This window comes from Amycolatopsis sp. CA-128772 (genome assembly GCF_002904295.1).
GTDB lineage: Bacteria > Actinomycetota > Actinomycetes > Mycobacteriales > Pseudonocardiaceae > Amycolatopsis.
Genome location: NZ_PPHG01000012.1, coordinates 17707 through 36175, shown reverse-complemented (window position 1 = coordinate 36175; position 18469 = coordinate 17707). Strand labels below are relative to the sequence as shown.

The 18469-nt window shown below is 72.9% G+C and carries 24 protein-coding genes and 1 pseudogene; 12 read left to right on the top strand and 13 right to left on the bottom strand.

Annotated elements, in window-relative coordinates:
* From C2L59_RS04860 to C2L59_RS04845, 4 genes and pseudogenes are all read left to right on the top strand, one after another.
* Positions 1–295, top strand: a pseudogene (locus C2L59_RS04860) (histidine kinase); the annotation flags it as partial.
* Positions 295–711 (top strand): roadblock/LC7 domain-containing protein, encoded by a 417-nt coding sequence (locus C2L59_RS04855; protein WP_043776694.1) that lies wholly within the window; start codon positions 295–297, stop codon positions 709–711. The pseudogene C2L59_RS04860 and the gene C2L59_RS04855, both read left to right, overlap by 1 nt.
* Entirely contained in the window at positions 708–1079 is a 372-nt protein-coding gene (locus tag C2L59_RS04850; RefSeq protein ID WP_004561733.1) for a DUF742 domain-containing protein, read from the top strand. Before C2L59_RS04855 ends, C2L59_RS04850 begins: the two co-directional genes overlap by 4 nt.
* On the top strand, positions 1060–1662 hold the full coding sequence (locus tag C2L59_RS04845; protein ID WP_004561734.1) for an ATP/GTP-binding protein: 603 nt from the start codon (positions 1060–1062) through the stop codon (positions 1660–1662). Before C2L59_RS04850 ends, C2L59_RS04845 begins: the two co-directional genes overlap by 20 nt.
* 19 nt (positions 1663–1681) lie before the next feature.
* Here the strand turns inward: C2L59_RS04845 and C2L59_RS04840 are convergent, their stop codons facing one another.
* Positions 1682–2107 (bottom strand): DoxX family protein, encoded by a 426-nt coding sequence (locus C2L59_RS04840; protein ID WP_103348300.1) that lies wholly within the window; start codon positions 2105–2107, stop codon positions 1682–1684.
* Positions 2108–2208: 101 nt separating this feature from the next.
* On the opposite strand from C2L59_RS04840, the gene C2L59_RS04835 reads away from it, so the two are divergent.
* The gene (locus C2L59_RS04835; RefSeq protein WP_103348299.1) at positions 2209–2676 is read left to right on the top strand and encodes an NUDIX domain-containing protein; all 468 of its coding nucleotides are present in this window, start codon (positions 2209–2211) and stop codon (positions 2674–2676) included.
* On the opposite strand, the gene C2L59_RS04830 is transcribed toward C2L59_RS04835, so the two are convergent.
* From C2L59_RS04830 to C2L59_RS04820, 3 genes are all read right to left on the bottom strand, one after another.
* On the bottom strand, positions 2666–3313 hold the full coding sequence (locus C2L59_RS04830; RefSeq protein ID WP_103348298.1) for an HAD family hydrolase: 648 nt from the start codon (positions 3311–3313) through the stop codon (positions 2666–2668). The two genes, C2L59_RS04835 and C2L59_RS04830, sit on opposite strands and share 11 nt — an antisense overlap.
* A gap of 28 nt (positions 3314–3341) precedes the next feature.
* Positions 3342–3860: an O-acetyl-ADP-ribose deacetylase gene (locus C2L59_RS04825; RefSeq protein ID WP_103348297.1), complete on the bottom strand. Its 519-nt coding sequence runs from the start codon at positions 3858–3860 to the stop codon at positions 3342–3344.
* 145 nt (positions 3861–4005) lie between these two features.
* Positions 4006–5127: a metallophosphoesterase gene (locus tag C2L59_RS04820; protein WP_233223278.1), complete on the bottom strand. Its 1122-nt coding sequence runs from the start codon at positions 5125–5127 to the stop codon at positions 4006–4008.
* 71 nt (positions 5128–5198) lie between these two features.
* Here C2L59_RS04820 and C2L59_RS04815 point away from each other — a divergent pair, with 71 nt between their 5' ends.
* Both C2L59_RS04815 and C2L59_RS04810 read left to right on the top strand, forming a co-directional pair.
* Entirely contained in the window at positions 5199–5471 is a 273-nt protein-coding gene (locus C2L59_RS04815) for a DUF6412 domain-containing protein (RefSeq protein ID WP_103348295.1), read from the top strand.
* A gap of 63 nt (positions 5472–5534) precedes the next feature.
* The gene (locus C2L59_RS04810) at positions 5535–6179 is read left to right on the top strand and encodes a membrane protein insertase YidC (protein ID WP_103348294.1); all 645 of its coding nucleotides are present in this window, start codon (positions 5535–5537) and stop codon (positions 6177–6179) included.
* On the opposite strand, the gene C2L59_RS04805 is transcribed toward C2L59_RS04810, so the two are convergent.
* Positions 6162–6575 (bottom strand): DUF1992 domain-containing protein, encoded by a 414-nt coding sequence (locus tag C2L59_RS04805; RefSeq protein ID WP_103348293.1) that lies wholly within the window; start codon positions 6573–6575, stop codon positions 6162–6164. The genes C2L59_RS04810 and C2L59_RS04805 overlap by 18 nt on opposite strands.
* Positions 6576–6636: 61 nt before the next feature.
* Between C2L59_RS04805 and C2L59_RS04800 the strand changes: the two genes are divergently transcribed.
* Positions 6637–7407 (top strand): TetR/AcrR family transcriptional regulator, encoded by a 771-nt coding sequence (locus C2L59_RS04800; protein WP_103348292.1) that lies wholly within the window; start codon positions 6637–6639, stop codon positions 7405–7407.
* A gap of 43 nt (positions 7408–7450) precedes the next feature.
* Here C2L59_RS04800 and C2L59_RS04795 read toward each other — a convergent pair whose 3' ends face one another.
* The 3 genes from C2L59_RS04795 to C2L59_RS04785 form a co-directional block, all read right to left on the bottom strand.
* Entirely contained in the window at positions 7451–7705 is a 255-nt protein-coding gene (locus tag C2L59_RS04795) for a hypothetical protein (RefSeq protein WP_103348291.1), read from the bottom strand.
* A 5-nt stretch (positions 7706–7710) separates the two neighbouring features.
* Positions 7711–8880: a lytic transglycosylase domain-containing protein gene (locus tag C2L59_RS04790; RefSeq protein ID WP_103348290.1), complete on the bottom strand. Its 1170-nt coding sequence runs from the start codon at positions 8878–8880 to the stop codon at positions 7711–7713.
* A 195-nt stretch (positions 8881–9075) separates the two neighbouring features.
* Complete coding sequence (locus C2L59_RS04785; RefSeq protein WP_103348289.1) at positions 9076–9990, bottom strand: LysR family transcriptional regulator; 915 nt, start codon at positions 9988–9990, stop codon at positions 9076–9078.
* 103 nt (positions 9991–10093) lie between these two features.
* Between C2L59_RS04785 and C2L59_RS04780 the strand changes: the two genes are divergently transcribed.
* The gene (locus C2L59_RS04780; RefSeq protein WP_103348288.1) at positions 10094–10801 is read left to right on the top strand and encodes an SDR family oxidoreductase; all 708 of its coding nucleotides are present in this window, start codon (positions 10094–10096) and stop codon (positions 10799–10801) included.
* Positions 10802–10889: 88 nt separating this feature from the next.
* Positions 10890–11552, top strand: coding sequence for a hypothetical protein (locus tag C2L59_RS04775; protein ID WP_233223277.1), 663 nt, complete (start codon positions 10890–10892; stop codon positions 11550–11552).
* 3 nt (positions 11553–11555) lie between these two features.
* Here C2L59_RS04775 and C2L59_RS04770 read toward each other — a convergent pair whose 3' ends face one another.
* The gene (locus tag C2L59_RS04770; RefSeq protein WP_103348286.1) at positions 11556–11996 is read right to left on the bottom strand and encodes a GNAT family N-acetyltransferase; all 441 of its coding nucleotides are present in this window, start codon (positions 11994–11996) and stop codon (positions 11556–11558) included.
* 158 nt (positions 11997–12154) lie between these two features.
* Between C2L59_RS04770 and C2L59_RS04765 the strand changes: the two genes are divergently transcribed.
* Entirely contained in the window at positions 12155–12337 is a 183-nt protein-coding gene (locus tag C2L59_RS04765) for a hypothetical protein (RefSeq protein ID WP_233223276.1), read from the top strand.
* A 189-nt stretch (positions 12338–12526) separates the two neighbouring features.
* On the opposite strand, the gene C2L59_RS04760 is transcribed toward C2L59_RS04765, so the two are convergent.
* From C2L59_RS04760 to C2L59_RS04745, 4 genes are all read right to left on the bottom strand, one after another.
* Positions 12527–14020 carry an alpha/beta hydrolase gene (locus C2L59_RS04760; protein WP_103348284.1) on the bottom strand — a complete coding sequence of 498 codons (1494 nt, stop codon included), beginning with the start codon at positions 14018–14020 and terminating at the stop codon, positions 12527–12529.
* Between the two features lie 82 nt (positions 14021–14102).
* Positions 14103–15485 carry an MFS transporter gene (locus tag C2L59_RS04755; RefSeq protein WP_103348283.1) on the bottom strand — a complete coding sequence of 461 codons (1383 nt, stop codon included), beginning with the start codon at positions 15483–15485 and terminating at the stop codon, positions 14103–14105.
* 108 nt (positions 15486–15593) lie between these two features.
* Positions 15594–15929, bottom strand: coding sequence for a hypothetical protein (locus C2L59_RS04750; protein ID WP_199198918.1), 336 nt, complete (start codon positions 15927–15929; stop codon positions 15594–15596).
* A 239-nt stretch (positions 15930–16168) separates the two neighbouring features.
* Positions 16169–17065, bottom strand: coding sequence for a hypothetical protein (locus C2L59_RS04745; RefSeq protein ID WP_233223274.1), 897 nt, complete (start codon positions 17063–17065; stop codon positions 16169–16171).
* 215 nt (positions 17066–17280) lie between these two features.
* Here C2L59_RS04745 and C2L59_RS04740 point away from each other — a divergent pair, with 215 nt between their 5' ends.
* The gene (locus tag C2L59_RS04740; RefSeq protein ID WP_103348281.1) at positions 17281–18468 is read left to right on the top strand and encodes a hypothetical protein; all 1188 of its coding nucleotides are present in this window, start codon (positions 17281–17283) and stop codon (positions 18466–18468) included.
* The last annotated feature ends 1 nt before the right edge of the window (position 18469 follow it).

Genomic DNA, 18469 nt, shown 5'->3' with positions numbered 1-18469 from the left:
GGCGCAGCAGCCGGTGTGGCCGCCGCAGGAGCCGCGGTCGGCGACGCCGGAAGGCCGGCCGCAGCAGCCGCGCCGCCCGGAAGCCCCCGGCCGCCCGCCGCTGCCGCAGCGGCGCCGCCAGCAGAACCTCGTGCCCCAGCTGCGGGAGGACAAGCCCGCACAGGAACGCGAAGAGGTCCGGCTGGACTCGCCGGAGGTCGCCCGCAGCAGGCTGTCCGCCTTCCAGCAGGGCACCCGGCGGGCCCGTGACGCAGAGTTTCCCGAGAACGACGACAGGTACGGAGAGCGCGAGTAATGGTCAACTCAGGCGCCCACGAGCTCGACTGGCTGCTGGACGACCTCGTCAAGCGGGTCGCCGGAGCGGACCGGGCGGTGGTGCTGTCCTCGGACGGCCTGCTCATCGGCCGGTCGGGCAACCTTTCCGAGGAGGACGCCGAACACCTGTCCGCGGTGGCTTCGGCGTTCCAGAGCCTGGCCCGCGGCACCGGGCGGCACTTCGGCGGCGGCAACGTCCGCCAGACGATGGTCGAGATGGACCACGCGTTCCTGTTCGTGACGGCGGCCGGGCGGGGCGCCTGCCTCGCCCTGCTGGCCCGTGAAGACGCGGACATGGGGCTGGTCGCGTACGAGATGAACCTGATGGTGAAGCGGGTCGGCCAGGTGCTCACCTCGGCCCCGCGGACCGCCGGCGCGCAGCCCACCGCGCCATGAGCGCACGGCACGAAGCCTGGTTCGACGACGAGGCCGGCCCGCTGGTCCGGTCCTACGCGGTCACGGGCGGCCGCACCCGCTCGGACACGCTCGGGCTCGACCTCATCACGCTCGTGGTCGCGCTGCGCACCGCGCACGAAGCGGGCATGCTCGAACCGGAGTACGCCCGCATCATCGCCCTCTGCCAGCGGCCGGTCTCGGTGGCCGAGGTGGCCGCCCGGGTCGATCTCCCGCTGCCCGTGGTGAAGGTGATGCTGAGCGACCTCATCGAGCAGAACCTGGTGCTGTTCCGTACCGCGGCACCGGTCCAGGAAACCCCCAACCGACACGTATTGCAGGCGGTTCTTGATGGCATCCGGAAACTCTGACCCCCGGCGGAACCTGACCGCGACCGCGGTCAAGGTACTCATCGCCGGCGGGTTCGGGGTCGGCAAGACCACGATGGTCGGCTCGGTGAGCGAAGTGCCGCCGCTGCGCACCGAAGAGGTCATCACGACCGCGTCCGAGGGGGTCGACGACCTGTCGGGCGTCGAGCAGAAGACGACCACGACGGTCGCGCTCGACTTCGGCCGCATCACGATCAACCCGGACCTGATCCTCTACCTGTTCGGCACGCCCGGGCAGGACCGGTTCTGGTTCATGTGGGACGAGCTGGCCGAAGGCGCCCTCGGCGCGGTCGTGCTGGCCGACACCCGACGGCTGGACAGCTGCTTCGCGGCGGTGGACTTCTTCGAGCGCCGCAACCTGCCCTTCGTCGTCGGCGTGAACTGCTTCGACGGCGCGTACCGCTACGGCACGGAGGAGGTCCGGCAGGCGCTCGACGTCGGCATGGACGTCCCGCTGCTGCTGTGCGACGCGCGCGAGCGCGAGTCGACGAAGCAGGTGCTGACCAGCCTGATGGAACACGTGATGGCGCGGTCCGACCTCGCGGCCGCCCAGGGCGGCTACTAGCCGGACCGCGCGTCCCCGGTCAGCGCTTGCGCAGGTTGTCGAGCGCGAAGCGGCCCGGGCCGATCGCGGCGAACAGCAGGAAGACCCACGCGTAGACCGCGGCGGGCTCGCCCATGTTCTGCAGCGGCAGCAGGCCCATCGGCGCGTGCACGGTGAAGTAGGCGTAGGCCATCACGCCCGACAGCAGGATCGCGGCGGGCCGGCTGGCGAGCCCGGCGAGCAGCAGCAGCGCGCCCACGAGCTCGAAGACGCTGCCCCACCAGCCGGGGAACGAGCCGAACGGGACGCCGCCGCCCTGGCCGTCGATCCCGCCGAAGAAGCCGAACCCCTGCAGGCCGTGGAAGCCGAACAGGAACGAGATCACGATCCGGCTCGCGCCGATCACGATGCCGGTGACGGCGGTCTTGGACTGGGTGGCCGTCTCGCGGGTGATGGTGGCGGTCATGGCGGGTTCCTTCCCCTGGGTTTCGCTTGCCTTCTGCCCACGCGTCGATCGGGTCCGGCGCGTTTCGACACCTCGCGGAAAAATCTTGGGAGACTTTCTCCATGGCGGGCAAACAGAGTGCCGGGCTCCTGCTCCACCGCGGCCGGGGCGACGACGTCGAGGTGCTGCTCGGGCACATGGGCGGGCCGTTCTGGGCGAAGAAGGACGCGGGCGCGTGGTCGCTGCCCAAGGGCGAGCTCGACCCGGACGAGTCCCCGGAGAAGGCGGCCCGGCGGGAGTTCGCGGAGGAGCTGGGGCTGCCGGCGCCCGACGGCGAGTACGTCGAGCTGGGCGTGGTGAAGCAGTCGGGCGGCAAGGTCGTCACGGCGTGGGCGGTCGAGGCCGACCTCGACCCGGCCGCGGTGGTGCCCGGGACGTTCACCATGGAGTGGCCGCCGCGCTCGGGCCGTCAGCAGGAGTTCCCCGAGGTGGACCGGGTCGAGTGGTTCTCGCTGGAGGCCGCCCGGGAGAAGCTGGTCAAGGGGCAGCTGCCGTTCCTGGACCGGCTGCGGGCGCTGGTCAGCGGCTGAGCAGCGCGTCCAGCGGCTTGGCGGTGAAGGACGGCAGCACGACGTCGGCGTGCCGGAAGTCGAGGCGTTCGGTGATCGCGTTGGGCACGGCGACGCAGGTCAGCCCGGCGGCCTTGGCGGAGGTGACGCCGTGCGGGGTGTCCTCGAAGGCGATGGTCTCGCTCGCGTCCGTTCCGAGTGCGTCGAGGGCGGCGAGGTAGAGGTCGGGGTCCGGTTTGGCTTTGTGGCGGTCCCCGGTGAGGACGGCGTCGAAGTAGTGGTCGATGCCGAGCCGTTCGAGGTGCGGGTTCACCCAGGCCCCGGACGAGCTGGAGGCGACGGCCAGCTTGAGGCCTTGGCGCTTGGCCGTTTCCAGGTAGCTCAGGACGCCTTCGCGCGGGCCGAGGTCTTCGAGGAGCTTCAGGACGCGGGCTTTCGTGATCGGCCGCAGGGCTTCGGGATCGATGTCCGGGGCGTGTTCGGCGAGCAGGGCGAACATGGCGGGCGTGGTGTGCTGCGTCCCGATGACGGCGTACCAGGCGGCCAGCGGCAGCTCGGTGCGGTGCTCGCGGAAGACCTCCTGCCACGACTGCAGGACGGCGGACTCGGTGTCGGCGAGCGTGCCGTCGAAGTCGAAGACCAGGGCGCGGGTGGGCACGCCTGCACCCTGCCCGGTGGGTGATCGTTCAGGCAAGGGAGTTGTGACGAGCCCGAAAGGCCTGGACGGCCGCTTCGCCGCGCAGGGCGAAGACGACCTCCTCGATCGGGCCGGGCTCGGCCGCGGAGACGGTGGTGAGCGCGATCTCCGCGGCCGACTCCATCGGCCACCGGTAGACACCGGTGGAGATGGCGGGGAAGGCGACGGTCCGGGCCCCGAGCTCCCGCGCGACCCGCAGGGCGTTGCGGTGGCAGTCGGCGAGGAGCTCGGAGCGGTCTTCGGAGGCCGACCACACCGGGCCGACGGTGTGCACGACCCACCGCGCGGGCAGGTTCCCGGCGGTGGTGGCGACGGCGTGGCCGGTCTTGAGGCCCTTCCCGTAGTGCCCGGCCCGCAGCTTCCGGCACGCGGCGAGGATCTCGGGACCGCCCTTGCGGTGGATGGCCCCGTCGACCCCACCGCCGCCGAGCAGCGAGGAGTTGGCGGCGTTGACGACGACGTCGACCTCGAGGGTGGTGATGTCGGCGTCGAGGATCCGGATGCGCATGCCGCCCATTCTCCGCTGCCCGGTCACGGGTGCACGGTCAGCCGGTACAGGCGCTCCCCGATCTTGTAGTACAGGCCGCCGAAGCGGTCGGCCGTCAGGTCCTCCATGCCCTTCGGGACCGTCAGCACGGTCCCCAGGGGAACCGTCAGGCGGATCGCAGGGTCAGGAGCGTGATCTCGCTGGGCGCGAAGATCCGGAACGGCGGACCCCAGAACCCCGTGCCGCGGCTGTTGTACAGCTGGGTCGGCCCGTGCCGGGTCAGGCCGGACAGCGTCGGCTGGTCGAACCGCACCAGGAGGTGGAACGGCCAGATCTGCCCGCCGTGCGTGTGCCCCGAGATCTGCAGGTCGACGTCGGCCGCACGGGCCTCGCGGACCTGCTTGGGCTGGTGCGCCAGCAGCACCACCGGGATGCCCTCGGGCCGGCCGGCCAGCGCCGCGGCCAGGTCGGGGCCGTGGCCCGGCAGGCCGGACGCCGTGCCGGTCGGGTCGTCGATGCCGGCGAACAGGATCCGGTCGCCGCCGCGCTCGAGCAGGGTCGAGCGGTTGTGCAGCGTGTCCCAGCCGAGGCCTTCCATGTGGTCGAGCCACGCCTGGGCCTCGCCGAAGTACTCGTGGTTGCCGGTGATGTAGAACCGCCCGAGCGCGGCCTGCACGCCGCCGAGCGGGTCGACCTGCTTGCGGCGCTTGGCCACCGCGCCGTCGGCGAGGTCGCCGGCGTGGCAGACGACGTCCGCCTCCAGCGCGTTGACCGCCGCGACGACCCGCTCCGACCACTTCGTCCGGTCGATCGGCCCGAAGTGGGTGTCGGTCAGCACGGCGACGCGCAGGCCGTCGAGCCCCGGCCCGAGCCGCGGGATGGCGACGTCGACCGCCTTCACCGGCGGCACGCGCATGGCGACGCGGTTGCCGTGCACGAGCAGCCCGGCGGCGATCAGCGCGGTCGCGCCCGCGACGATCCGCGACCGCAGCGGGTCGTCGACGCCGAGCAGCGCGACGCGCAGCACCAGGCTGAGAATCGACCAGCTGAACAGCACCCAGATCACGGCGAGCAGGGTGTCGCCGAGGCGGGCGGCGGCGTCGCTCTGGTGCCGGGAGTGGCCGCGGAACATCGCCACCGGCATCGTGACCAGGCCCAGCACGAACAGCGCCGTCCCGGCGATCGTGGCCGCGGTGCCCCAGTCCGGCGCGAGCACCAGCGTCCACCAGGGGACGGTGAACAGCAGGAGCACCGCCAGCAGCGGCACGACGACCAGTTGCCCTCTCATCGAACCAGGTTACAGCCCAACGGGCTGTTAGCGATTTCGCTACTCTGGGGAGGAGGACGGGAGGGGGACACGTGACCACGTTGCTGGAGCTGGCGTTCCCCGCCTTGACGAGCCCGGCCGCGCTGGTCGCCTTCGCCTCCCTGGCTGCCGCCAGCCTCCTGGTCGTGCTGCTCGCCGGCAGCACGCACCGCGGTGAGCTGGCGGTCTGGTCCTCGCCGGTGCGCAGCCGCGCCACGGCGTTGCGCCGCCGGGCCCGGCGCGCCGAGTCGATCCGGCTCCGCGACCCGGGCCGGCCGGGCCGCAGCCGCCCACGAGCACCCGGTTCCCGCAGCACGGCTGCGTAGAACCCGTTTCGACGCAGCCATTCCGCTCACCCCCACCCCTTCCACTCGTGCGGAGTGCTGCCCATGTCCGGCTTTCCCGACGTGCCCGTCGCCGGCGCGTACCACCTGATCCACTGGCTCACCGGTCCGCTGTCGCCGGCCTTGGCCATCGTCGTGTTCACCCTGCTCGTGCGGCTGCTGCTGCACCCGCTCGCCCGGTCGGCGGCTCGCGGCGAGCGCGCCCGGGCCACACTGCTGCCGAAGATCCGGGCCCTGCAGGAGAAGCACGGCCGCGACCGGGACCAGCTGGCCGCGGAGATGACGAAACTGCAGCAGGAGTCCGGGACGTCGTTGTTCGTCGGCTGCCTGCCGATGCTGCTGCAGCTGCCGTTCTTCACGGTCATGTACCGCCTGTTCACCACGGCCACGATCGGCGGCGAACCCAACTCGCTGCTCGGCGCGACCCTGTTCGGGACGCCGCTGGGCGCGCACGGCCTCGCCGGCAGCCCGCTCGTGTTCGTGATCGCCGCCGGGCTCGCCGTCGTGGCCTGGTTTTCGGTGCGGCAGCAGCCCGCCGCGGCCGGTGCGCCGGGCGGGAAGCTGCTGCGGCTGCTGCCCTACGGCACCGTGCTCGCGACGCTGGTCGTGCCGCAGGCGGCCGGGATCTACCTGGTCACCACCACGGCGTGGAGCGCGGCGGAGCGGGCGCTGCTACGACGCGGCTCGTGAGCGGCGCCAGTCCGCGACCGCCTCTTCGACGTCGACCAGCGCCACCGTGAGCGGCGGCCCGGTGTGGTGGTTGAGGTAGGCCTGGCGAATCCGCGTGTTGAGGTCCTCGACGAGCTCCCGCACCTGCCGCTCGGTCCGCTCCCCGGCGAGCCGGGCCGGCAGGTCCTGGACCTCCCGTTTGAGCGCGAGCGCGGGCGGCAGCAACGCCTTCGTGTCGTGCCCGCCCCTCTTGACTTCGCGGAGCACCCAGTCGGTCGCGGCGTCGTTGCCGGTGGGTTTCGGCAGCGGCTGCCCGGTGCCGGGCAGGTCGTCGAACTCACCGCGCTCCCGGGCGGCGTCGATCTGCCGGTCCACCCACCAGCGGAAGGACACCTTGGGCGGCTTGCGTGCGGTCATCGGTGACACCCCCTCCGTCCGGCTTCCAGGGTAATCTCCGATCGACAAGCGAGGGGACCGCATGACCGTCGAACGCAGTGGTGCCGAGGACGTGGACCGGACGCTCGCGTTGCTGTGGCGCGCCCGCGGCGGCCCGCCCGAACCGACCAGGGGCCGCCGCCCGACCCTGACGATCGAGCGGATCGTCGCGGCGGCGATCGCGGTCGCGGACGCCGACGGGCTCGCCGCGGCGTCGATGCACCGCGTCGCCAAGGAGCTGGGCGCGGGCACGATGACGCTGTACACGTACGTGCCGGGCAAGGCGGAGCTGGTGGACCTGATGGTCGACGACGTGCTGGTCGGGCGGCGCCTGCCCGGCCCGGGCGAACCCCGCCCCGGCGACTGGCGCGAGCAGGTGGCGCTGTACGCCGAGCGGACCCGGGAGGCGTACCGGGCGCACCCGTGGCTGTGCGAGGTGTCGCGGGTCCGGCCACCGCTCGGCCCGGGGCAGCTGGCGGGCCAGGAGTACCTGCTGTCGATCATGGACGAGCTGGGCCTGCCCCCGCGCCAGGCGGTCGCGGCGGCGAACGGGATCGGCACGTACGTCGACGCGAACGCGGCCCTGGACGCGGAGAACACGAGGCTGGAGCGCAGCACGGGCCAGTCGACCGAGGCGTGGTGGCACCAGCGGTCCTCGTTTTGGGAGAACTACTTCGTGGTCGACGCCCACCCGGCGATGAACCGCGTGTGGCTCGGCGGCGGGTTCGACCAGGGGGCGAAGGCGCAGGGCGACACGGCGTACGAGTTCGGCTTGAACCGGATGCTGGACGGGATCCAGGCGCTGGTCGGCTGACGCCTACCGCGGCCGTGCTCCGGAACAGCACGAACCGGCCGGGCTAGCGCCGGCTGCGCCACCTCGACCGGCGCCGCTCCTGGCGGGGCACCGACGGCTCCGCCGCGTCCCCGCGCAGGACCTCCCGGCACACCGGGTCGAACCGGCCCGGTTCCTCGATCATCGGGGCCGCCAGGACGACGTGGCCGCACACCGCCCGGAAGCGGCCCTCGTGGCGGCCCGTCGCGAACTCGTCCTCGGTGATCGCGTGCGTGTAGCCGTCGGTGTCGCAGCGGATGTGCACCAGGAACGGTTCCACCCGGCTCAGCCCGGCGCGCTGGTCGACGTCGTTTCGGTCGGGGTGCCCGCCGAGTCGGCCGGGGTGTCGGCCGCCGTCGTCGACGTGACCGGGGTGGTGCTGGTCGTCGGCGGGGGCGTGGAGGGCGTCGACGGCGGGGTCGACGGCGGGGTCGACGGTGCCGAGGTGGGCGTCGAGGACGAGGGCGAGGGCGACGTGGGGGTGGTCGAGGCCGGGGAAGTGGGCGTCGTCGTGGTCACCGGCAGGGAGCCCGGCGGCTGGGCGACCACCGGGGGTGCCGGCGGAGCCGGGACGCCGACCGGGGCGCCGGCCGCGGCGGCGTCCGGGGCGTCCGGGGCGCCGATCGGCACCTGGCTGTCGGGCAGCTGGGCCACCCCGCCGCGGTAGGCCGCCGCCCACGCCATCACCGTGTCCACATAGGACTGTGAGTTGTTGTAGCGGCGCACGGCGATCCGCTGGCCCGCGTCCGTCGAGAGGTCCAGGCCGCCCGAGCACAGGTAACGGGCCGTGGCCAGGGCTTCGTCGTAGATGTTGTTCGGGTTGGAGACGCCGTCGCCGTTGCCGTCCGAGGCGTAACCGCGCCAGGTCGACGGGATGAACTGCGTCGGGCCGACCGCGCGGTCCCACCGGGTGTCGCCGTCGTACTTGCCGCCGTCGGTGTCCGGGATCGCGGCGAACGCGCCGGCGCCGTTGAGCACCGGGCCCAGGATCGGCTCCAGGGTGTCGCCGTTGACGTTGACGTACCCACCGCGCGCGTGGTTCGACTCGATCCTGCCGATGCTCGCGATCAGCGCCCAGTCCAGGTGACAGCCCGGCTGCTCCTTGGCCAGGATGTCGGCCGCGTTCTTGTACGCCTTGAGCATGCTGCCCGGGATGCCGAGCGACCCGGAGATGCCCGCGGACCCGGCGCGCCCGCCCGGCACGACCAGCGGCTCGGGCAGCGGCGGCTGGGGCAGGCTGCCGTCGACGGCGATCGGCGGCATGACGATGTTCGGCTGCTGCAGCGGCGCGGCCTGGTTGGGCAGCAGGCCGCCGGCGCCGGTGTCGGCGACCACGACCGGCGCGGGCAGGCCCGTGGTCAGCGTGGGCAGCACGACGAGCGCCCCACCCGCGAGCGCGGCGGCGGTCCGGCGGACCGAACGCGTGCTCCTGCGACGTGGCCGGTGCTTGGGCATGGTCGTCCCCGCTTCCCTCGATCTGTCGCTGATCGCCTCACCCGATCGGCCTCACCCACCGGTACTGACCGGTAGGAGCAAGCTATCCGATGGAACCGAGCTTTGGCGAATGGCGCAGCAAAAACCCGTCCTCACGAAGAAGTTCGTCCGGATGGCACAAAACGTTAGGAGGGAATCTGTCAGATTCACCGGAACTTAACGCGCCTCTGCGGACAGTTTGTCCAGCAGGACACCGGGGACGGTGAGCCCGCGGTGCCGCACGTCCGAGGAAAACCGCCGGACGAGCGAATCCGACGGCGTCGCCGTGAACGTCACGACGTCCCGGTGCAGCGCGGGCTTCAGCCGCCGCAGCGCCCCCGCGAAGGTGCGCGTGAGCGCGGTGGTCGGGACCAGTGCCACGCCGAGTCCCGCCGCGGCGAGCTGGGCCGCCGTCGCCGCCTGTTTCGTCCGCATCACCGCCTCCAGCACCGCGCCGCGCCGGGCCGCCTCCTGGTCGAGCCAGCCGCCGAGACCATTGTCGCGGTGGTAGTGCACCACCGGGATGCCCGCGAGGGCGGCCATCGGGACCGCCGCGCGGGCGGCCAGGGGGTGGTCCACGGCCAGCGCCACGACGATCTCCTCGCGCCCCACCAGCTCGGCCGGCCCGGTCCAGCGGCTCGGCCGCGGCCCGACCGCGACGTCCGCTTCACCCGCCTCCAGGGCCCCGGCCAGCGCGTCGGCGCTCGTCGTCTCGGTCAGCGTGATCAGCACCCCGGGGCGGTGGCGGTGCCAGGCGCGCAGCACCGGGGCGAGCAGCCCGGCGGTCATCGTCTCCGCGCACGCGATCCGCAGGGTGCCTTCGCCGCCGCCGGCCACCGCGCGGCCGGTCCGGACCACCCGTTCGGCGGCGGCCAGGGCTGTCCGCGCGTCGGTGAGCACCGCCCGGCCCGCGGCGGTCGGGCGGACCCCGCGTGGCAGCCGCTCCAGTACCGGCGTCCCCAGTTCCCGCTCGAGCGCGCCGATCTGGTGCGACAGGGCGGGCTGCGACAGGTGCAGCCGCGCGGCCGCCTCGGTGATCGACCCGGCGTCGACGACCGCGACCAGGCACTCCAGCGCGCGCAGCGTAGGCATTCATCAATTCTATCGCAAGCATAGAAAACCCTCGGAGCGCGACGGGATTGTTCCCGGGCCGCGTGGCGCTGAACCCGGTGTGCGAGACGGAAGGAGCACGGAAATGTCGTTCGAGGGAAAGCGCCTGGTCGTCGTGGGCGGGAGTTCGGGGATCGCCCGGCGAATCGCCGTGGACGCGCACGCGGCGGGCGCCGAAGTCACCTGGGCGGGACGGAATCCCGCGCGCCTGGCGGAGCCGGGGGTCCGGACCGCATTCGCCGATCTCGGGGAAGAATCGTCGCTGAAAGCGCTTGCCGAAGAAGCCGGCGAAATCGACTACCTGGTCACGCTCGCGGCGGCCCCGGCGAACGGGCCGGTCGCGACGCTGGACCGGGACGCCGTCACGCGGGCCTTCGACGCCAAGGTGGTCGGCCCCCTGCTGCTGGCCAAGCACTTCGCCTCGCGATTCCGGGAAGGCGGGGCCATGGTGCTGTTCTCCGGCGTCGCCGCGTGGCGCCCGGCTCCGGAACGGGTGGTCATGGCGACGGCGAACGGGGCCGTCGCGTTCCTCGCGGAAGCGCTTGCGGTGGAGCTCGCGCCGGTCCGGGTCAACGCGATCTCCCCGGGCATCGTCGACTCCGGCGCGTGGGACCGGCTCGGCGAGGCGAAGGCCGGGTTCTTCCGCCGGACCGCCGAAGCGAACCCGGCGCGCCGGGTCGGCTCGCCCGCGGACGTCTCGGCGGCCACCCTCCAGGTGCTGGCGAACCCGTTCGTCACCGGCTCGGTGCTGCATGTGGACGGTGGCGGCCGGCTCGCCGGAAACCCTGGGTGAACAAGCCTTTACACGAAGCGGGACGATTCCTATGATCGGCCGTCCGGATGCGTGGCCGCGGGTCCGGACGGCCCGGGTGGAGGGTTTGATGGCACGGAGGGCTCCGCGCCCCGAGCGGGTGACCGTCGCCGAGCTGCTGGGCCGGTCCGGCGCTCCGCGCGACCGCTACCGCGACGAGGACACGCTCGTGTTCCCGCAGGCGCGCCACCGGGAAAAACCGCAGGCCTTGCGCTCGTTGTCGCGGCTGCGGGTGTTCTCCGTGGTGGCCGGGGCGCTGGCACTGACCGGCGGGGTCAGCGCGGCGGTGTCGATGCCGCCGGAGCGGACCGCGGGCGCGACCTGGCCGCCGGCCGGCCTGGAACCGCCGACGGTGGCGCTGGTGCCGCTGCCCGCGGACGTCGTCGTGCCGCCGGCCAAACCGGCTCCGAAAACCGTGGCGCCGACGCCGGAGCCCGACGACGTCACTTCGGCAGCCGACCGGCCGGAGTCGAATTCCGCGGTCGTTCCGGCCGCGCACCGCGGAAAGCTTGCGCGTGCGGTGCAGCTCGTGGACAGGGTGAAGGAAACGCCGAAACCGAAGCTGCCGCCGCAGGTGGCGCCGGTGCGCCACGAGATCCCGGACGTGCCGCTCTGGTCGCGTGGCCGCCCGGAACGGCCTGACTGGCAGGCGATGATGACGGCCGGCCGCCGGTCCGCGGGGCACCCCGCCGTCGGGCACCACGGCTGCGGCGGCGGCCGGCACCGCCGCTAGCCCTCAGCTGCCGAGCGGGATCTGGTACTGCATGAAGCCCTTGTCGAGCGCGACCTGGTCGTAGAGCCGCCGGGCGGTCGTGTTCGACGTCTGCGTGTGCCAGTAGACCCGGACGCACCCCCGCGCCCGGGCCCAGTCCGCGACGGCTTCGATCAGCGCGCGGCCCGCGCCACGTCCGCGGGCTTTCTCGTCGGTGTACAGGTCCTGCAGGTAGCAGACGTCGTCGGACGTCGTGCTCGGGTGGGTCAGGAAGTGGACGATGCCGACGAGTTCGCCGTCGAGCCGCGCACCCAGGGCGTGCAGCCGCTCGCCGCTCGCGAACTCGCGCCAGGCCCGGTCCATCCGTTCCGGCGCGAGCGTCCGGCCGTAGAACCTGTTGTAGCCGGCGAACAGGTTTTCCCAGCTCGCGCGGTCTTCTTCGGTCAGAACCCCGATGATGAGCACGGCGCCAGGCTAGTGCGAGGGGACACGCCCGGGACACAACTCGTCAGTAAGGTGACGAACCCGAAACGAATTCATAGAATCGGGGCCCGGTCGGCGAATTCCAGCGGAGGTTACTGATGGCGCGCACGGCACACCGTGCCAGTGGCAGACCTGTCACGGTGGGGGAGCTGATGCTGCGGCCGGATGTCCGTGGCCGGCGCCGCCCCGAAGACCTCGAAGTGCTCGAACTGGCCTACCGGATGCGCCGCCGGATCGGTCCGGAACCGGCCGTCCGGGTGCCCTCGCCCGGCGCTCGCGCGCTGGCCGTCGTCACCGGGCTCTGGCGGCGCAAACCGCGCTGACCGGCCGGTTCCAGCGCGCCGCGACCGCGAGTGCCGCGGCCGGCACCCGGTCCGGTGGCCCGTGGCGGAGCCGAGGAGTTCTCGCCGCCGTTGCTCTGCGCGCGCCCGAACCCCATGACCGGCTCCCTTCCGCGCACCAGTGCGTGGCCGGAACCGATGCTGCCCGGTCCCGGCCACGCGGCGGACGCGTCAGAAGGCGATCGTCGACGGCGGTTTCGGCCCGGCGACCCGGGCCTGCGGGGTGCCCGGCTCGACCGCCGCGCAGTGCGTGCCCCGGGCCGGGAGCTTGCCGGTGATCAGGTAGTCGTCGGTCGCCTGGGTCACGCACGAGCTGTGCTTGAAGTACGCGCCGTGGCCCCAGCCGTCGTAGGTGAGCAGCGTGCTGCCGCTCTGCCGGGCGGCGGTCTGCGACCACGCGTACGGTGTCGCCGGGTCGTGGCGGCTGCTCAGCATCAGCAGCGGCGGCGCGCCGTGCACCCGCAGCGGGTGCTGCGGGTTGCTCGTCGCGTTCGGCCAGCCGATGCAGCCGGTCACCGCCCGCCAGCCGAGCGAGTTGACCTTGACGTCCGGCGCGAAGGCCGCGGCCGCCCGGCGGTCGGTCTCGAGTTCGGCGAAGCTGTGCACGGGCAGGCGCCAGTCGTCGCAGAACACGCTCTGGAACACGGTGTTGACCGGGATGTCGTCACGCAGTTTCGCCGCCGCGGCCGCGGTGCCGTCCACGAACGACTCGAGCACGGTCGCGAGCCGGTCCCAGCCGGGGCCGTAGAAGCTGCCCTGGATGATGGACGCGAGGTCCAGCGGCGTGATCGCTTCGCCGCTGTGCGGGTCCTTCAGTTCCCCGCGCGCGGCCTTGTCCTGCAGCTCGCGGGTCAGCGCGGAGACGTCCCGGCCGTGCAGCGCGCAACTCGGCGTCCGGTCGCACCAGGCGGCGAACTCGCGGAACTCCGCCTGCACCGACTGCGTCTCGCTGTGGAGGAACTCCCACGCCGTGTACTGCGAGTGGTCCATGTTGCTGTCCAGCACGAGCGCGCGGACCTTGTCCGGGAACAGCTCCGCGTACTGCTGGCCCATCAGCGTGCCGTAGGAGACGCCGTAGTAGGTCAGCTTCGGTTCGCCGAGCGCGGCGCGGATGGCGTCCATGTCCCGCGCGACGCTTTTCGTGCCGGCGAACTGCGCCAGCGGCCCGGTGATCCGGTTGCAGCTCTCGCCGAGCTTCCGGTTGTACTGCGCGAGCTGGTCGAATTCGGCCTGGTTGCGCGGGACCTGCGGGTGGTCGGCGATCAGTTCGGCGAGCCCGCAGGCGATGTGGGCGCTGTCGCCGACGCCCCGCGGGTCGAACCCGACGGTGTCGAAGCGTTTCGTGATTTCGGCCGACAGGGACCAGCCGCCCTTGACCTCGCCGGCGCCCGCGCCGCCGGGGCCGCCCGGGTCCATCAGGATCGAGCCGATCCGGGCCTGCGGGTCGGTGGCCGTGCGCCGGGCGAGCGCGATGGTCGTGGTGCCCCCGTCCGGGTGAGCCCAGTCGAGTGGCACGGTCACCGTGCCGCAGTCGACGCCGGGCGCGTCGGCGCACGGCCGCCAGTCGACGGTTCCCGCGGCCGAAGCGGGGGCCGCCGTCAGCAGGCTGCCCAGTACCGCGGTGACGGCCGCGGCCGTCAGCAATCGTTGGTTGACCCCCGTCATGTCAGCCCTTCCCCTCACCGACAGTGCACGACCGGCTCCAATTAATCACCGATCCGGTGATCACGCCAGCTTCCCAGGTGAATCAGGGCACGCTGGCCGATCCGGGCGCCCGTTCGGCTCGCCGGAGCCAGGCCGCGGCTCCCGCCCCCAGTGCGCAGAGGGCCGTCAACACGCCGAACGCCCAGCCGGACCCGGTCGCCGGGCCGGCCGTCAGGCCCTGGGACAGCACGATCACGCACAGCGCGCCGCCGAGAGCGCCGCCCACGCGCAGCACGGTGTTGACCAGCGCGGTGGCGTCGCCGAGTTCGACGGCGTCGACCGACGCGTACGCCGCCGTCGACGTGGGCATGATCGAAAGCCCAAGCCCGGCGCCGCGGACCAGGAGCAGCGTTTGGACCAGCCACATCGGCGCGTCCGGGCCCAGCCACGGGAGCGGCACGGTGCTCGCCGGCACCACCAGCGACCCGGTGAGCGAGACGGCGCCGCCGCCGTGGCGGTCGGTCAGCCGGCCGGCGGCGAACACGAACACCGCGGTGGCCGGCCCCATCGGGGCGAGCAGGACGCCGGCTTCGGCGGTCCCCGCGCCGAGCCGGAGCTGGAACCACAGCGGCAGCAGCAGGACGGCGCCGAACATCCCGGCGCCGCCGAGCAGCACGGACACCAGCGCCGCGCCCAGCACCGGCCGCGCGGCGAGCCGCAGCTGCAGCACCGGGTGGGGGACGCGCAGCGACCACCACGTGAACAATCCCATGGCGGCGGCGCCGATGCCGGCGAGCACGACGTCGAGCGAGCCGGGCGTGGCGAGCCCGGTGAGCGCATACACCAGCAACGGCAGGCCGAGCGACACCATGGCCAGGCCGCGCCAGTCCATCGGCGGCGGTGGCTGCCGGTCGCCGAGCGGCACGTACCGCAGCGCCAGGCCGAACGCGAGCAGTCCGATCGGGACGTTCAGCCAGAACAGCACCGGCCACGCGAAGTGCGCGAGCAGGAACCCGCCGACGCTCGGCCCGATCACCGGGGCCAGCCCGACCACGAGCGCCAGCGTGCCCATGGTGCGGCCCAGCCGTTCGGGGCCGACGGCCAGCCCGATCACCGTCTGCCCGGCCGTGACCATGACACCGGCGGCCATGCCCTGCACGGCGCGGACGCCGATCAGCGTGCCGGCGTCCGGGGCGAGCGCGCACGCCACCGACGTGACCAGGAACGCGGCCAGTGCGCCGAGCCACAGGCGGCCGGCGCCGAACCTGCGCCCGAGCCACGGCGTGAGCGGCAGGGCGGCCGACAAACCCAGCAGGTAGGCCGTCGCGACCCACTGGACGGCGACGAGCGTGACGTCGAGGCTGTCCCGCATCGGCTCGAGGCCGACGGCGACGATCGAGGCGTCCATGTTGCCGAGGAACCCGCCGAGGGCCATCACGCCGGAGGCGATCCAGACGGTGCGGGGAATCGGTGGTGCGGTGGTCATACCGGCGACGGCAGGAGTTCGACAAAGGTGGAGGTCAACGCCGGCGTGGCCGCCGTCCCGCCCGGTGGGACCGGCCGCGTTTCCCGCGGTGCGGCGATCGCGGTGGGGTCATTCGGCCGATCGGCGGACGGCCGCGCCGCGCCAGCCGCGGCCCGCGGCCAGGCCGCGGTAGTGCTCCAGCGCCGCCACGGATTCGGTGACCTGCTCGAAACTCGGGAGCGCGCGCACGTTGGCCACCAGCGTCATGTCCTTGCGGGGAATCTCGACGAAGCACACTTCGACGCCGGAGCGTTCGGCGTGCGCGGCCACGCGGGCCTGCCATTCGGGCAGATCGTCGTCGTCACCGAGCCATTCGTGCAGGTAGACGCACCACTTGCCGCGCAACAGCTCACCCGCGATGGCTTCCAGCCCGACCAGGTAGGGCTCGGTCACGCGGCCGGCCATGACCGTTCCCCGGAACACCAAGGCACTGCTTCCCTCCTGCCTCCCGGCGGCGACCCCTGACCGCCGGAAAGCGCTCTCTCGGCGTAGTCTCCCCACTTCCGCCGAGCAGCGCGAACCCCGGTGACCGATGCTTGAGCACCGGGGTTTCGCCAACCTACCGGTGGATTTGTTTCACAGCAACCGTTTCCCGAGATCACCGGGAAGCTCGTGCACAATCGGCGTGCGGATGCACGTGCCGATCACCGCAGGTGGGTGCGCAGGAGGTTGGGCTGCCCGCCGAAGTACGCGCTGTCGGCCACGTACAGCGTGTCACCGCGGACGGCGACCGACGTCGGGTTCGCCAGACCATCCGAAGTGGACAGGATCGTCCGGGTGCCGTCGCGCCCGACCGTGACGACCCGGTTTTCCTGGTTGACGGCCGCGACGACGGTGTCGCCGTGAAACGCGAAGTCGTCGACCGGGCCGAGCCCCGACGCGGCGACCCGGCCGGGCGCGCCGGTGAGCGGCAGCCGGACCAGCGTGCCGCGGTCCAGGTTGGACACCCACACCGCGTCGTCGTGGACCTGCACGCCGTTCGCCCCGAACCCGCTCACCGGGGCGAGCAGTTCGCCGGTGGCCCAGTCGGTGACCCGCCCGGTGCGCGGGGAGACGCGCCGGACGACCGAGCCGAACGAGTCGGCGACGAAGACGTCACCGCCGGCGGGATCCCGGGCGACGCCGTTCTGGAAGCCGGCCGGCGACAGGGCGGCCACCTGCACCGGCGCGCTCCCGGGCCGCACCCGGTAGAGGCCGGTCGCCGCCGTGCCGGTCGAAACGGCGACGTACAGGTCGCCGCCGGGAGCGCGCACGATCCCGCCGAGGAACAGCTTCTTGTGCACCACCGGGACGTCGCCGTCGGCGGGCACCGGGATCCGGGCGATGACGCGCACCCGGCCATCGGGCGTGACCCGGCCGATTTCGCCGGTGTAGGCGAAGGTGAGGTCGGCGGAGCCGTCGGGCTCCAGGGCGATGTTTTCCGGCTGCTGCCCGGCGGCGAGGTCGAGCGGGACGATCCTCGACGCCGCCTGGGCGGGCGCGGCCGGCAGGGCGAAAACGGCGGCCGCGGCCAGCGCGGCGCCGATCTGTCTGATACGCAAGGGAACTCCGGTTCCGGTCAGTGGCGGCGAAAAGAACTCCGGATCGCCGTGCTCCCGACCGTAGGCCCGGTGCGCGTGCCGCCGCCAATAGACCGGCTTGCCCTGGCCATCGGAAAACCGATGGCCGCGTTGCCCGAAGGGGCAGCGGAAGGTGCGGCCGAATGTGCCCCCGCCGCACCTCGACCCGGGTGCGACGGTCCTGTCACGCTGAGTGCATGCGCAAGCGGATGCACCCGGACCGGCCGGACCGCGAGGCGGTGCCGGCCCCGCGTACGTCGATCGCCGCGGTGCCCGCCGCCGTGCTGCGGCTGCAACAGGCAGCGGGCAACCGGGCGGTCACCGGGGTACTCCCGATCCAGCGTTACCGCTCGAAGAACGTGCCCGCCGACGAAGTCGCCGAGCGGGCGCGGCACGGCGGCCCCGATGCGTTGTCGGAGAAGAACCTGGCCGTCGCGTATGTGGCGGAGGCGGGTTCCACGGAGGCCCGGCCGCAGACACCGGTGTGGAGCAGCGGCACCCAGGACCCCGAGCAGCACGCCGAGCGCACCGCCGTCCGGAAGGCGCAGGAGAGCGGCGCCCAGCCGAAGGACCACCCAATGGACACCGACGTGAAGCGCATCGTCCGGGTGTACACCGAGCTGTCGCCGTGCGAGCCGTGCTTCCAGTGGCTGGTCGGACAGCTGCACGACCACACCGTCGTGCAGTGGACCGCACCGCCGCACAGCCAGACCCGGTGGGAGGCGCAGGTGCCCAACGCGTTGTGGCGCACCAGGGTGATCCTGCTCACCGAGCTCTACGGGTTGCGGAACCAGGCGGGGTCACCGGAGGCGGTGGCCGCGATCGAGGAAGCGCGGTCCGCGATCGTGAACGTCGTGCTGGCGCAGGACGAGTGGCGGCGTCATCGTTCGGACACCGAGGCTGCCGAAGCGGCGAAGCAGGTCGACGCCGGCTGGAACCTCGCGGTGGCGAAGGCGCGAGAGGCGGTGCGGCAGGGTGATCGTCCAGCGCCGCCGGTGCAGCAGCCGGTGCCGCAGAACGTTCTGCCGCCGGTGCAGCAGCCGGTGCCGCAGAACGTTCTGCCGCCGGTGCCCGTGGCGGTGCCGCAGCCCGTGCCTGTTCCGGTGCAGCAGCCGGTGCCGCAGAACGTCCCCGGGCCGGCTCGCGGGGGCAACCTGGACGCGTGGCTCGCCGGGGCCAACCCGGTCGCGGTGCTCACGAAGAACCCGGTCGCGCCGGTGCGGAAGGGCGGCGGCCTCGCCTCGCCCATCAAGAAGGCGGCGAAGGAGGAGGCGACGTGCCTGGACTGCGGCAAGCGGGTGACGGTCAACAAGACCGGCAGACTCCGGGCGCACAAGAGCGGGACGGGCGTGCAGTGCCGGGGCAGCAAGTACCGGCTTTTGTAGG

Coding starts and splice junctions, on each gene's coding strand:
- C2L59_RS04855 (WP_043776694.1), top strand. CDS start 295: ATGGTCAACTCAGGCGCCCACGAGCTCGACTGGCTGCTGGACGACCTC.
- C2L59_RS04850 (WP_004561733.1), top strand. CDS start 708: ATGAGCGCACGGCACGAAGCCTGGTTCGACGACGAGGCCGGCCCGCTG.
- C2L59_RS04845 (WP_004561734.1), top strand. CDS start 1,060: ATGGCATCCGGAAACTCTGACCCCCGGCGGAACCTGACCGCGACCGCG.
- C2L59_RS04840 (WP_103348300.1), bottom strand. CDS start 2,107: ATGACCGCCACCATCACCCGCGAGACGGCCACCCAGTCCAAGACCGCC.
- C2L59_RS04835 (WP_103348299.1), top strand. CDS start 2,209: ATGGCGGGCAAACAGAGTGCCGGGCTCCTGCTCCACCGCGGCCGGGGC.
- C2L59_RS04825 (WP_103348297.1), bottom strand. CDS start 3,860: ATGCGCATCCGGATCCTCGACGCCGACATCACCACCCTCGAGGTCGAC.
- C2L59_RS04820 (WP_233223278.1), bottom strand. CDS start 5,127: ATGAGAGGGCAACTGGTCGTCGTGCCGCTGCTGGCGGTGCTCCTGCTG.
- C2L59_RS04810 (WP_103348294.1), top strand. CDS start 5,535: ATGTCCGGCTTTCCCGACGTGCCCGTCGCCGGCGCGTACCACCTGATC.
- C2L59_RS04805 (WP_103348293.1), bottom strand. CDS start 6,575: ATGACCGCACGCAAGCCGCCCAAGGTGTCCTTCCGCTGGTGGGTGGAC.
- C2L59_RS04800 (WP_103348292.1), top strand. CDS start 6,637: ATGACCGTCGAACGCAGTGGTGCCGAGGACGTGGACCGGACGCTCGCG.
- C2L59_RS04790 (WP_103348290.1), bottom strand. CDS start 8,880: ATGCCCAAGCACCGGCCACGTCGCAGGAGCACGCGTTCGGTCCGCCGG.
- C2L59_RS04785 (WP_103348289.1), bottom strand. CDS start 9,990: ATGCCTACGCTGCGCGCGCTGGAGTGCCTGGTCGCGGTCGTCGACGCC.
- C2L59_RS04780 (WP_103348288.1), top strand. CDS start 10,094: ATGTCGTTCGAGGGAAAGCGCCTGGTCGTCGTGGGCGGGAGTTCGGGG.
- C2L59_RS04775 (WP_233223277.1), top strand. CDS start 10,890: ATGGCACGGAGGGCTCCGCGCCCCGAGCGGGTGACCGTCGCCGAGCTG.
- C2L59_RS04760 (WP_103348284.1), bottom strand. CDS start 14,020: ATGACGGGGGTCAACCAACGATTGCTGACGGCCGCGGCCGTCACCGCG.
- C2L59_RS04755 (WP_103348283.1), bottom strand. CDS start 15,485: ATGACCACCGCACCACCGATTCCCCGCACCGTCTGGATCGCCTCCGGC.
- C2L59_RS04750 (WP_199198918.1), bottom strand. CDS start 15,929: ATGGCCGGCCGCGTGACCGAGCCCTACCTGGTCGGGCTGGAAGCCATC.
- C2L59_RS04740 (WP_103348281.1), top strand. CDS start 17,281: ATGCGCAAGCGGATGCACCCGGACCGGCCGGACCGCGAGGCGGTGCCG.